The organism is Azospirillum sp. A29, assembly GCF_042604625.1.
Classification (GTDB): domain Bacteria; phylum Pseudomonadota; class Alphaproteobacteria; order Azospirillales; family Azospirillaceae; genus Azospirillum; species Azospirillum palustre.
The window spans coordinates 2,059,226-2,071,981 of sequence record NZ_CP170466.1 but is presented as its reverse complement, the minus strand read 5'-3'; the positions used below and the strand labels follow the sequence as shown (position 1 = coordinate 2,071,981).

At 68.7% G+C, this 12,756-nt stretch carries 9 protein-coding genes; 4 read left to right on the top strand and 5 right to left on the bottom strand.

The annotated features are described in order from the left end of the window. The first annotated feature begins 25 nt into the window (after positions 1–25). Complete coding sequence (locus ABNQ38_RS24820; protein WP_377808523.1) at positions 26–2,554, top strand: methyl-accepting chemotaxis protein; 2,529 nt, start codon at positions 26–28, stop codon at positions 2,552–2,554. Between the two features lie 120 nt (positions 2,555–2,674). On the opposite strand, the gene ABNQ38_RS24815 is transcribed toward ABNQ38_RS24820, so the two are convergent. Continuing rightward, positions 2,675–3,454 (bottom strand): 3-hydroxybutyrate dehydrogenase, encoded by a 780-nt coding sequence (locus ABNQ38_RS24815; RefSeq protein WP_109448610.1) that lies wholly within the window; start codon positions 3,452–3,454, stop codon positions 2,675–2,677. Positions 3,455–3,514: 60 nt separating this feature from the next. Beyond that, positions 3,515–4,678, bottom strand: coding sequence for a DUF3734 domain-containing protein (locus ABNQ38_RS24810; protein ID WP_377808522.1), 1,164 nt, complete (start codon positions 4,676–4,678; stop codon positions 3,515–3,517). A gap of 349 nt (positions 4,679–5,027) precedes the next feature. Here ABNQ38_RS24810 and ABNQ38_RS24805 point away from each other — a divergent pair, with 349 nt between their 5' ends. Next, positions 5,028–5,234, top strand: coding sequence for a hypothetical protein (locus ABNQ38_RS24805; RefSeq protein WP_377808520.1), 207 nt, complete (start codon positions 5,028–5,030; stop codon positions 5,232–5,234). Positions 5,235–5,243: 9 nt separating this feature from the next. Here ABNQ38_RS24805 and ABNQ38_RS24800 read toward each other — a convergent pair whose 3' ends face one another. Beyond that, on the bottom strand, positions 5,244–6,833 hold the full coding sequence (locus ABNQ38_RS24800; protein WP_377808518.1) for a cisplatin damage response ATP-dependent DNA ligase: 1,590 nt from the start codon (positions 6,831–6,833) through the stop codon (positions 5,244–5,246). Further along, complete coding sequence (locus tag ABNQ38_RS24795; RefSeq protein ID WP_377808517.1) at positions 6,830–7,921, bottom strand: ligase-associated DNA damage response exonuclease; 1,092 nt, start codon at positions 7,919–7,921, stop codon at positions 6,830–6,832. Before ABNQ38_RS24795 ends, ABNQ38_RS24800 begins: the two co-directional genes overlap by 4 nt. A 39-nt stretch (positions 7,922–7,960) precedes the next feature. Between ABNQ38_RS24795 and ABNQ38_RS24790 the strand changes: the two genes are divergently transcribed. Together ABNQ38_RS24790 and ABNQ38_RS24785 are read left to right on the top strand one after the other, a co-directional pair. Then, entirely contained in the window at positions 7,961–8,890 is a 930-nt protein-coding gene (locus ABNQ38_RS24790; RefSeq protein WP_377808515.1) for a pseudouridine-5'-phosphate glycosidase, read from the top strand. A 115-nt stretch (positions 8,891–9,005) separates the two neighbouring features. Beyond that, positions 9,006–9,422: a hypothetical protein gene (locus ABNQ38_RS24785; protein WP_377808513.1), complete on the top strand. Its 417-nt coding sequence runs from the start codon at positions 9,006–9,008 to the stop codon at positions 9,420–9,422. Between the two features lie 165 nt (positions 9,423–9,587). On the opposite strand, the gene ABNQ38_RS24780 is transcribed toward ABNQ38_RS24785, so the two are convergent. Further along, positions 9,588–12,635 carry an EAL domain-containing protein gene (locus tag ABNQ38_RS24780; protein ID WP_377808512.1) on the bottom strand — a complete coding sequence of 1,016 codons (3,048 nt, stop codon included), beginning with the start codon at positions 12,633–12,635 and terminating at the stop codon, positions 9,588–9,590. Positions 12,636–12,756 lie beyond the last annotated feature (121 nt).

The window sequence follows — 12,756 nt, the reverse complement described above, 5'->3', positions numbered from 1 at the left end:
GATCCGCAGACCAAGGCATTTGACCATGCAGAACGCCAGCTTCGCCGGCCGTTTCAAGGTGGGCACCCGCATCCAGGTGGGTTTCCTTCTGATCCTCGCCCTCCTCGTTTCGGTGGCCGCGCTGGGCGTCCGCTCGCTCTCGACGGTGGAGGATGGCTTCAGCCGCTATGCGTCGATCTCCGACAACTCGATCCGGGTGTCCGAGATCGACAGCGCGGTCGCCGACATGCGGCGCTTCGTGGTCAACTATTCCTTCTCCGGCAACAACGCCCTGATCGCGCCGATCCAAGCGCAGCAGAAGAAGCTGGGCGACATGCTGCACGCCGCCCGCGAGGCCACGCAGGACGCCGGACGCCGTGCCCTCATCGACCGCATGACCCAGAAGATGGACAGCTACGCGTCCAACTTCGGCCAGTTGGTGAAGCTGCGCGAACAGCGCGACCGGCTGGTGTCGGAGGATCTGATGCCGGCGGGCCTGAAGGCGCGCGAGGGGCTGAGCCAGATCGCCACCGGCGGCATCGCCAACGGTGATTTCGAATCCGCCGCCCATGCCGGTCAGGCGCTGGAAACGCTGGTCCTGGCCCGCCTGAGTGCCCAGCGCTTCCTGACGGATCCGTCGGCGAAGGCGTCGGAGGAGGTGCGCACCCGGATGGACGCCTTCATCAAGGCCGCCGGCCCTCTGGCCGGCCGTCTGACCGACCCGGCGCAGAAGCGTGCCGCGGAAGAGGCGGTGCAGATCGCCGGCCGTTACCTGGAGAACTTCAACCGCGTGGTCACGGCGGTCAACGACGCCCAGGCGCTGGCCTTCGGCACCATGGCCAAGGAGGCGGAGGAGTTCGGCGAACTGGTCGACAAGACCGTCGCGTCGCAGACCGACGCCCGCAAGGCGATGCTGACCGGTGCGCAGGACGATATGGAAAACACCTCCAGGCTGCTGATCGGCATGGCGGTGGGCGCCTTCGCGATCGGCATCCTGGTGGCGCTGGTCACCGCCCGCTCCATCGTCCGCCCGGTGGTGCAGATGACCGGCACGATGACCGATCTGGCCGCCGGCAACCTCACGGTGGACGTGCCGGCGCTCGCCAACCGCGACGAGATCGGCCACATGGCCAAGGCCGTGCTGGTGTTCAAGGAGAACGCCATAGAGAAGAAGCGGATGGACGAGGCCGAGCGCGAGCGGCTGGAAGCCGAACGCCGCGCCGCCGAGGCCCAGCGCGTCCGCGAACAGGCCATCGGCGAGGAGATCGCCAGCCTGATCGACGCGGTGTCGAAGGGCGACCTGGACCGCCGCATCGATCTCGCCGGCAAGGACGGCTTCTACAGGACCATGTCGGAGGGCATCAACCGCCTGACCGACACGGTGGAGGCGGTGATCGCCGATCTGGGCGAGGTGCTGGCGGCTCTGGCCCAGGGCGACCTGAACCGCCGTGTCACCCGCGACTACCAGGGTGCCTTCGAGCAGGTGAAGACAGACGTCAACACCACCTCGACCCGGCTGGCGGAGATCGTCGGCCAGATCACCCAGGCCGCCGAGACCATCGCCGCCGCCGCCGCGGAAGTGTCTCTCGGCTCCTCCGACCTCGCCGACCGCACCGAACAGCAGGCCTCCTCGCTGGAAGAGACCGCGGCCAGCATGGAGGAGCTGGGGGCGACCGTGCGCTCCAACGCCGAGAACGCCCAGCGCGCCAACGTGATGGCAGCCCAGGCCCGCGGTTCCGCCGAATCGGGCGGCGGCGTCGCCGGCTCCGCCATCGAGGCGATGCGCCGGATCGAGGAATCCAGCCGCAAGATCACCGACATCATCGGGGTGATCGACGAGATCGCCTTCCAGACCAACCTCTTGGCGCTGAACGCGGCGGTGGAGGCGGCGCGGGCCGGCGACGCCGGGCGCGGCTTCGCCGTGGTGGCGCAGGAGGTGCGGCAGCTCGCCCAGCGCTCCGCCCAGGCGTCGAAGGAGATCAAGGGCCTGATCCTCGACAGCGACGCCCAGGTGAAGGACGGCGTCGATCTGGTCAGCAAGGCCGGCCAGGCACTGGACGGCATCGTGTCCGGCGTGCAGCAGGTGGCGACGCTGATCGCCGAGATGGCCTCGGCCTCGGCCGAACAGGCGACGGCGCTGGACGAGATCAACTCGACCGTCGCCAACATGGACGAGATGACCCAGAAGAACGCCGCCCTGGTGGAGGAGACCACCGCCGCCGCCCAGGCGATGAGCGGACAGGCGACCGACCTGAAGTCGCTGGTCGGCTTCTTCAAGTTCGATCAGGCGGCCGGCTTCGGTACCACTGGCTTCGGTTATGCCCAGGCGCCGCGCGCGATGGCGGCGGTCCAGGCCGCACCGGCGGTCACCACCACACGCCGCGCTCCGGCTCCCACCCGCACCACCGCCAAGCCGGCGGCGAAGCCCGCCGCCCGCGGCAACGGCACGGCCCATGCGACGGTCCACGCGACGGCCAAGCCGGCCACCCGCGCCGACTCCTCCACCCGCGCCACCGCCGCGGTCCCGGTCCTGAAGCACAGCACCAGCGACGACGACGACTGGAAAGAATTCTGAGAAGGGGCGCAAACCGCCCCTGACAAACCGCCTCCGAACAGACCGCTGCATCTTGAAAAGAAAAAGGCGTCGGGCCGATGACCCGACGCCTTTTTCCGTTCCGGCAGGCTTGCTCGCCGCCTATTGCATGAACCAGCCGTGGCTGACGACCAGCGACTGGCCGGTCAGCGCGTTGGACTCGAAGGACGCGAAGAACAGGGCGGCCTGGGCGACGTCCTCGACCGTGGTGAACTCGCCGTCGACGGTCTCCTTCAGCATCACCTTCTTCACCACGTCCTCTTCGGAGATGCCGAGTTCCTTGGCCTGCTCAGGGATCTGCTTTTCGACCAGCGGGGTGCGGACGAAGCCGGGGCAGATCACGTTGGCGCGCACGCCATGCGCCGCCCCTTCCTTGGCGACCACCTTGGCAAGGCCGATCAGCCCATGCTTGGCGGTGACATAGGGCGCCTTCAGCGCCGAGGCCTCTTTGGAGTGGACCGATCCCATATAGATGATGCTGCCGCTTCCCTGCTTGTACATCGTCCGCAGGGCGGCGCGCGTGGTCAGGAAGGCGCCGTCCAGATGGATGGACAGAAGCTGCTTCCACTTGGCGAACTCGAACTGCTCGACCGGCGCCACGGTCTGGATGCCGGCATTGCTGACCAGGATGTCGATGCGGCCGAAGGCGTCGGCGGCACGGGCCATGCCGGCATCGACCTGGGCCTCGTCGGTCACGTCCATGGCAACGCCGAGAGCCCGCTTGCCCGTGGGGTCCAGGCTGGCCGCGGCGGCATCGGCGCCGGCCTGGTTCAGGTCGGCGATGACGATTTTGGCGCCCTCGCGGGCGAAGGTCCGGGCGATCTCCAACCCGATTCCGCTCGCCGCCCCGGTGATGACGGCAACTTTGTCCTGCAAGCGCATGGGTCCGCTCCTGTTCAATCGAAATGTCGGTAACGGTTGGTTCCTGGCAAAGAGGGCCGGTCAGTCCGGCTTTCCATCGTCGCGCAGCAGGTCGTGCGTGACGGGTCCGCCCAGCCGCGGCGGCATCGCCAGCCAGTCCGGGTGGGCAAGCGTGGCAAGCGTGTCGGCAAGGCCGCTTTCCCAATGCTCCCGCATGCCGGCGTTGGAGAACTCGTAGTCCTTGCTGTCGCGTTCGTAGCTTTTGCGGCGGTAGATCAGGTGGATGATGTTGACCGCCGCCCCGCAGGCGGCGTGCCGCAACGCCTCCGCCTCCGGCGTGTTCCGCAGATCCTCCGGCAGCCGGTCGAGCAGCGTCACCAGCTGGTTGCGCAGGGTCTGCTCGTAGGTGACCTTGTCGGTGTTGAAGCGGGTTCGGCTGGAATAGGTGATGTCCTTCTGCCGCTCCAGCACCTCCGACATGCCGCGCGGCACCTGGCCGCTGGCGCTCCACAGATCGACCTGGAAGACCAGCGTGTCGCGGCGCGGCTGGTCCTCCAGCACATGGTCGAGCGGCGTGTTGGAGACCAGCCCGCCGTCCCAGTAGAAGCCGCCGTCGATCTCGACGGGTGCGAAGCCGGGCGGCAGGGCGCCGCTCGCCATCACATGCTCCGGCCCGATCCGGTGGGTCTCGGTGTCGAAATAGATCGAGTTACCGGTCAGCACATCGACCGCCCCCAGCGACAGCCGGATGTCGCCCCGGTTGATCCGGTCGAAGTCGATCAGGTCCTCCAGCGTCTTCTTCAGCGGTGCCGTGTCGTAGAAGCTGGTCGGCCCGGCGAAGGGACCGGCCGCCGCCCATTCCACCGCCGGCCGCGGCCGGAAGAAGCCGGGCTGCCCGGACAGCGCCGTCCGCCACGCGCTCCACTGGTTGAGGACCGAGATCGACGGCCCGTCGGGATCGAGCCGCCGCCACAGCGCCTCCGCCCCTTCCCAGGGCGAGGGCGGAGCGATGCGGTTCCAGAACTCCGACAGCGCGGCGCAGCGCCGCTCCGGCGGGTTGCCGGCGATCAGCGCCGCGTTGATGGCGCCGATCGACACGCCGGCCACCCAGGTCGGATGGATGCCGTGCTTGAACAGCCCTTCGACGACACCCGCCTGATAGGCGCCGAGCGCGCCGCCACCCTGAAGGACGAGCGCCACCCGGTCATAGGGGGCAATAAGATCGGCAAAGGATCCGTCGCGCATCTGTGTCTTTCCCAACCAGTCAATCGATTGCAGACATCTTTCCTCGGTCGGCAAGCCAGATATGGGGCCGGAAGTGAATACGGCTACGCAGAAACATGCCTGCGAAACGGAGAATTCTTCATGACAGCCATGCCCATCTCCCTCAACCCGTCCGCGCCCTTGCGAGAACCTACATCAAGGTATTACACCACCATGAATTACTTGTAATACTCGGCGCCAACCTGAAAAGACGCCGCACCGTGCGGCGGCGGAATTCATCGCTCTTGCGCCAAATGCCGGAATTAACCTTTCGGTCGGAATTGCGTGCTGCAATCGCCCCTTATCCGTTTCCGGTTTTTTGGAGGACGCCATGTCCCGCCGCTCCACGTCCCGCCACCCCGCCACGCGCCGCCTTCTTCCGCTCGCCGCCCTGCTGCTGCTCGGCGCTTCGCTGACCGGCTGCGGCGTCGTCACCGGCGTGGCCAGCGGTGCCGCCAGCATCGCCGGCACCGCCGTCGATGTGGCAGGCACCGTGGCGGAGACCTCCGTCGACGTGGTGACCGCTCCGCTGCGGTAGGCTCCTGCCCTACCCCGCCACCATCGCCGCCAGCGTCTCCAGCCGGTCGGCCTCGTGCGCCGGCTTGTCCCAGCGGATGCGGTGGACGCGGGGGAAGCGCATGGCGAGCCCGCTCTTGTGCCGGTTCGAGGGGTGCACGCTGTCGAAGGCGACCTCCAGCACCAGCCCGGCCTCGACCTCGCGCACCGGGCCGTAGCGGCGGGTGGTGTGGTTGCGCACCCAGCGGTCCAGCTCGACCAGTTCGGCATCGGTGAAGCCGGAATAGGCCTTGCCGACCGGCACCAGCTCCTCGCCGCGCCAGACGCCGAACGTGTAGTCCGAATAATAGCTCGACCGCTTGCCGTGGCCGCGCTGGGCGTACATCATCACGGTGTCGAGCGTCAGCGCCCCGCGCTTCCACTTGAACCACGGCCCCTTCGGCCGCCCGGCGAGATAGGCGCTGTCGCGGCGCTTCAGCATCAGCCCCTCGATGCCGTTCTCCCGCGCCCCCTCCCGCAGCGCCACCAGCTCGTCCCACCGGTCGAACGGCACCAGCGGCGACAAATCCATCCGCCGCGGCTGCACCGCCTCGTACCAGCGCTCCAGCCGGGCGCGCCGCTCGACGAAGGACAGGCCGCGCAGATCCTCCTCGCCGTCGAACAGGATGTCGTAGAGCCGCACCCAGGCCGGCCCGTCGCGCAGCATCTGCGCCGTCACCGTCTTGCGGTTGAGGCGCTGTTGCAGATCGTTGAAGGGCGCCACCACCCCGTCGCGCGCCACCAGCAGTTCGCCATCCAGCACCGCGTCGAAGCTCATGTGATCGACGATGTCGGGGAAGGCGCCGGACACGTCGTCGCCGGTGCGGCTGTAGAGCCGCCGCTCTCCCCCGCGCGCCACCATCTGCACGCGGATGCCGTCCCATTTCCATTCCGCGGCATAGGCGGCGGGATCGAGCCCGGCGCGGTCCTCCTCCTCCAGCGGGTGGGACAGCATCATCGGGCGGAAGCCGGCACCGGCCCCGGTCGCCGGCCGCTCGGCCCGCCCCTCCAGCCAGGCGAACAGCTCCGCATAGGGGGCGTTCAGCCCATGCCAGACCTCCTCCACATCGTCGACGCTCACCTCCGGCCGCGCCGCCTTGCCCCATTCCGCCAGCGCCGTCTTGGCGAGCCGGGCCGAGACGCCGATGCGCAGCGCCCCGGTGATCAGCTTCAAGAGGGCGAAGCGCCCCGACGAGTCGAGCGTGTCGAGCCAGCCCTCCACCAGCCCGATCACCTGCCCGCGCTTGGCGGCCCGCAGCGCCTCCACCACCTCGTCCAGGCTGGGCGGCAGGCTGTTGGCGCGCTCAGGACGCTCCGGCCAGATCAGCGCCACCGTCTCCGCCAGATCGCCGACATAGTCGTAGGACAGCGCCAGCAGCTCCGGATCGACCCTGGTTGCCGCCAGTTCGCGGATCGCCGCCGGCTTGGCCTCGCGGAAGCTCAGCGCCCCGGTCAGCGCCGCCAGCGCCCAGCCGCGCTCCGGGTCGGGCGCGGTGGCGAAATGCTCGATCAGCAGGCGGATCTTGCCGTTGCGCGACGGCATGAAGACCAGCGCGTCGATCAGCGCGGCAAAGCGGTTCACGACGCCTCTCCTTCCCCGGCCTTCTCCGGCATCCCCTCCGAGTCCTCGTCCTCGAAGCCGATCAGCGCCAGCGCGCGGGCGCGGATGCCGCGGCCGGTGGCGTAATGGACCAGCGCCTCCTCCCGGCCATGAGTGACCCAGACCTCCGGCGCGCCGACATCCTCCAGCGTCTGGCACAGCTCGTCCCAGTCGGCATGGTCGGAGATGACCAGCGGCAGCTCCACCCCACGCTGGCGGGCGCGCTGGCGCACCCGCATCCAGCCCGACGCCACCGCCACCACCGGATCGGCCAGCCGCCGGGCCCAGCGGTCGGCCACCGCCGCCGGCGGGGCCAGCACCAGGGCCCCCTTCAACTCCTCCTTCGCCGCCACCGTCGCCGGCCTCAGCTCCCCCAGCTCCACCCCCAGACTGCTGTAGAGCCGGCACAGCGGCTCCAGCGCGCCATGCAGCCAGATCGGCCGGTCGTATCCCGCCGCCCGCAGCAGCGTGATCAGCCGCTGGCATTTGCCGAGCGCATAGACGCCGACGACATGGCTGCGCTCCGGGAACAGCGCCATCGAATGCAGCAGCTTCTGCACCTCTCCCAGATCGGGCGGATGGCGGAAGACCGGCAGGCCGAAGGTCGCCTCGGTCACGAAGACGTCGCAGGGCACCGGCTCGAAGGCCGCGCAGGTGCGGTCGAGCCGGCGCTTGTAATCGCCCGACACCACCACGCGCGACCCGGCATGCTCCATCACCACCTGGGCGCTGCCCAGCACATGGCCGGCCGGCACCATCCGCACCGTGACGTCGCCGATGCGCAGGGTCTGGCCATAGTCCAGCGCTTGCAGGTTGCCGCCCACCCCCTCGCCCATCCGCTGGCGCATGATGGCGAGCGTGCCGGACGTCGCCAGCACGCTGCGGTTGCCGGGCCTTGCATGGTCGGAATGGCCGTGGGTGACGACCGCGCGCTCCACCGGGCGCACAGGGTCGATGTAGAAGCCCCCCGGCTCGACATACAGGCCCTCGGGCAGGACCTTGATCCAGGTGTCGGGGTGCGGGCGGCCTGGATTGGACGCGCCCTGATTGGATTGGTGTGCAGCGGACATGCGTCCTAATATAGGGCATTCCAAGCGGAGACCCAGCGCATGCACCCGATCCTGCTGCCGACCACCCTGCTGCCGACGCCGGAAATCGCCGACGCGCTCGCCACGGGGCGCCCGGTGGTGGCGCTGGAATCGACCGTGATCTCCCACGGCATGCCCTATCCGCGCAATCTGGAGACCGCCCGCGCGCTGGAGGCGGAGGTGCGGACCGCCGGCGCCGTCCCCGCCACAATCGCGGTGATGGACGGGCACATCCGAGTCGGGCTGGACGACGAGGCGCTGGAACAACTGGCGACCGCCGGCCATGCCGCGCGCAAGCTGAGCCGCCGCGACCTGCCCGTCGCCCTGGCGACCAAAGCCCTGGGCGCCACCACGGTGGCGGCGACGATGATCGGGGCCCGGCTGGCCGGCATCTCCGTCTTCGCCACCGGCGGCATCGGCGGCGTTCATCGCGGGGCGGAGACCAGCTTCGACATTTCCGCCGACCTCGACGAGCTGGCCCGCACGTCGGTCTGCGTGGTCTGCGCCGGGGCCAAGTCGATTCTCGACCTGCCCAAGACGCTGGAGCTGCTGGAAACCCGCGGCGTGCCGGTCCTGGGCTTCGGCACGGAGGAATTCCCCGCCTTCTACAGCCGCCGCAGCGGCCTCTCCGTCGATCATCGCTGTGACACCGTGCAGGAGGTGGCGGAAATTCTGCGGACGAAATGGCAGCTTGGGCTGGAGGGCGGCGTGCTGCTCGCCAATCCGATCCCGGCTGCCGACGAACTCGACGCCGACGCGATGGAGGCGGCGGTCGCCCAGGCGCTGGCCGATGCGGATGCCAGGCGAATCAAGGGGAAGGACATCACCCCGCATCTGCTGGCGGCGCTGGAGGCCATCACCGGCGGGCGCAGCCTGACCGCCAACATCGCGCTGATCCGCAACAATGCCCGGGTTGCGGCAGGGGTCGCCGCCGCGCTCGCGGGCACCTAAAACCGATCGGATAGGACTACTCCCCAGGTGGTAAGGCTTTAGCCCCGGTACCGGCTTAAGACCCCGTTAACCGGCTGCGCGCAAATCTGTCGTCATCGAACGAGCGGAGGCTTCAATGCGCGCACCCAGCAGCACCTCGACCCTGGTTTCCCGGATGATTGCGATGGCCGGCCAAGGCGACGAGGCGCCGGGCGTCGCGGAGATGAAGGAGCCCGCACACGTCAAGCGCATCGTCTGGGCCTCCCAGGCGGCCAAGCTGCGCGTGTCGCTGTCGGCCCGCGGCATCCACGAGATCGAAGCCGCCGTCACCGCCGACCTGGACAGCATGGAACTGCCGGAAGTGTTCTTCACCTCCGTCGAGGTGGGCGGCCATGTGGTGACCTGCGACCTGGACGCCTCCGGCACCGCCTCCATCTTCGGGCTGATCGAGGCCCACGAATATGACGATCTGGTCGAAGAGGCCGGCGACGACGCCCTGTTCGGCGTCGATTGGGACGGCGTCTACATCACCCCGGCCCGCACGCGGCACTGAGCCCGGCGCCTCCGGCCCCAAAAGCCCCGCGTTCAAAAACGCCCCGCGGCCAGCCTGCGGGGCGTTTCGCGTTTGCATCGTCAGCCGCCGAGAGGGATGCAAGCCGTCGAAGCTTGGCGAATTCCGCAGCCCTGGGCCGCTATTCCAACCCTACGAAATCGGCCCCTACGAAATCGGCAGGAACGGCCGGTTCGCCCCGGAGGTCGGCATGCCGACCACCACATCGTCGCGAATCACCGGCAGATCGGCCCGCCGGTCCTCCCAGGCGGCCAGGAAGGCGTCGATGCGGTCGGCCGGCAGGGGGCGGCTGATGAAATAGCCCTGGATCAGATCGCAGCCCATCAGCGACAGCACCTCCCACTGGGCCGCCTCCTCGACCCCCTCCGCCACCACGCTGCGGCTCAGGTCGTGGGCGATGCGCGAGATGGACGACACCATGCTGCGTGCATCGGGCCGGCGGTGGACGTCGTCGATGAAGGCCTTGTCCAGCTTCAGCGTGCTGATCGGCAGCGTCCGCAGATAGGTCAGCGACGAATAGCCGGTGCCGAAATCATCCAGCGCGATGTGGATCCCGGCCTTCCGCAACGCGTTCAGCTTGCCGATGGCGGCGTCGAGCGAGCCGATCATCTGCGACTCGGTGATTTCCAGCTCGAGCCGGTTCGCCGGCAGGCCGGTGCGGGCCAGGATCTCCAGAACCCGCGGCACGAAATCATGCTGGGCCAGTTGGACCGCCGACATGTTGACGCTCATCGTCACGTCGCCGGCCCCGCGGCAGGCCAGTCCTGCCGCCTCGATGCAGGCGGTTTCCAGCACCCACAGGCCGAGCGGGACGATCAGGCCGGAATCCTCGCAGACCGGAATGAAGCGGTCGGGCGACACCGGCCCCAATTCTGAGTCGGTCCAGCGGACCAGCGCCTCGAAACCGCGGACCCGGCCGTCGCGCGTCGCGACCTGCGGCTGGTAATGCACGGTGAAGGCCTGGCGGTCGAAGGCCAGCCGGGCCCGGCTGAGCAACCGCATGCGCTCCACCACCTTGAGGTTCATGTCGGCGGTGAAGGTGCAGATGCGCCCGCGTCCGCTGTCCTTGGCCCGGTACATGGCGGTGTCGGCGTTCTGCAACAGATCGTCGAAGCAGCGGCCGTCCCAGGGATAGCGGGCGATGCCGACGCTGCATGTGACGAAGAACTGCTGTCCTTCGACCAGGAAGGGGGCGGCGAACGCCTGTTCCAGCCGCTGCGCCACCTCCGCCGGCTCGCCGGCCTCGTCCCCCTGGACGACCACCACGAACTCGTCGCCGCCCAGCCGCGCGATGAACAGTCCGTCGCCCGCACCCTTGCGGATGCGCAGCCCCAGCATCATCAGCAGTTCGTCGCCGGTCTTGTGGCCGAAGCCGTCGTTGATGAACTTGAAATTGTCCATGTCGAGGAACAGCAGCGCCAGAGGCCCGGCTTTGCCGGATGTCTTGGTCTCGGCGATCAGCCGGTCGATATGCTTTTCCAATGTCAGCCGGTTGGGCAGGCCGGTCAGGGAATCGTAATGGGCCAGATGGTCCAGCCATGCCTGCTGCCGCTTCTGCGCGGTGATGTCGGTGTAGGAGCCGCCCATCATCACCGGCTTTCCCCGTCCTCCTGTCCCGCCCTGCCCGTCCCCATCGAACAGGAACTTGCCGGTGGCGTAGAGCCACAGGTAATTGCCGTCGCGGTGGCGGATCCGGTACTCCACCCGGTATTCCGGCACTTCGCCCGACAGGTGGCGCTGCAACGCTTCCTCCGCCAGCGACCGGTCTTCGGGATGGATGCGGTCGAACCAGGCCGCGCGGGAATCGATGCTGGCGGCATCGACGCCCAGCAACTCCTCGACCCGGCCGGACAGGACGCGGACGTCGTTGACGATGTCCCAGGTCCAGATGATGTCGCGCGAAGCCTCCGCCACCAGCCGCATCCACCGCCCGCGTTCGCGCAGCGCCTCCTTGCTGGCGGTCAGTTCGACGACCTTGGCCTGCAACTGCCGGCGCGACTCGGTCAGCGCCTCGTTGCTCCGCTGCAACGCCGCCTCGGCCTTCCGCCGGCTGCGCAGCGTGAGGGACAGCACCAGAACCATACCGAGCAGCAGCAGAAGCACGCCGCCGACCGTCACCACCAGCCAGCGGTAGGTCTCCAGGAAGGAGAAGGGCTTGTCGACCAGCCGGTCGAGCGGCATCAGCCGCGCGGGATCGATCCCGTAGCGCTGCATCTGGCCGTAATCGGCGGCCCGGACGACCGACTGGCGCTGCTCCGCCGGCAGGCCGGCGATGGACGTGCCGTTCACCAGGGCGGCGGCCAGCCGACCGACCGAGCGGCCATGCTCCTGCCCGCTCAGCAGGCTGCCGCCGGCGATGCCATGGCCCAGCAGGAATTCCTGCAAGCCGTAGATCGGCACGCTGCTTTTCTCGCTCATCAGTTCCAGGAACTGCTCGGGCGGCAGGACCAGGCCTTCCGGGTCGGTGGCATAGGTGCCCAGCAGCACCGCGCTGTCCGGCGGCAGGGCGGCCAGTCGCTCCTTCAGCCGGGCGAAGGGCAGCGCCGGCAGGGTCTGCCGCTCCACCCCGGCGGGGAAGCGGCCGGCGGCGGCCAGCGCTTCGATCTCGGCATCCAGCCCGAGGCCCGTCTCGGTGTCGTCGTGCAGGATGAACAGGCGTTGCAGCCGCGGATTGGCGGCCATCGCCATGCGCACGGTGCCCTCGATGTCCTTGGCCTCGTCGATGCCGACGACATTGGCCTCGCGCTCGGTCAGCCGCCGCGCCGAAATCGGCAGCACGCCGCCATGCACCAGCGGCACCGGCCCGTAGACCTCGTGCCGCAAATCCAGGGCGAAGGACAGCGCGGCATCGTCGGTGGAGACGATGGCATCGACGGTACCCTTGGGGTGGCGGTAGGCGATCAGCGCCCGCAGCCGCTCGATCCCGGCGGGGTCGGGAAAGCGTTTCCAGTCGAGATAATAGGGGATCGCCAGTGCATTGGGCGCCGCAGAGGCCAGCATGTCGGAGATGCCGTCCGCCTGTCCGTCGGTCCACTCATAGCCCTGGTGGTAGGAATGCAGGACCAGCACCGTCCTGTTGGGCGGCGTCGCCCGCCCGCGCGCCGGCACCGACAGGGTCGCCAGCACAAGCAGCCCCAACAGCAGGACACTGCTGCGCATCCGTATGGAGGACCAGATGACGCTCCGTCCGGTCATGAGACACCCTTCGCTCGCCTGTCCGGCCGCCCCCGATGGCCGCGTGTCGAGCAGCCGCGGGAGGCGTAAAGAGGTATGGCCTTTCCTGACAAAAGGATAAGCAGCACAGTCACTTCAGCGC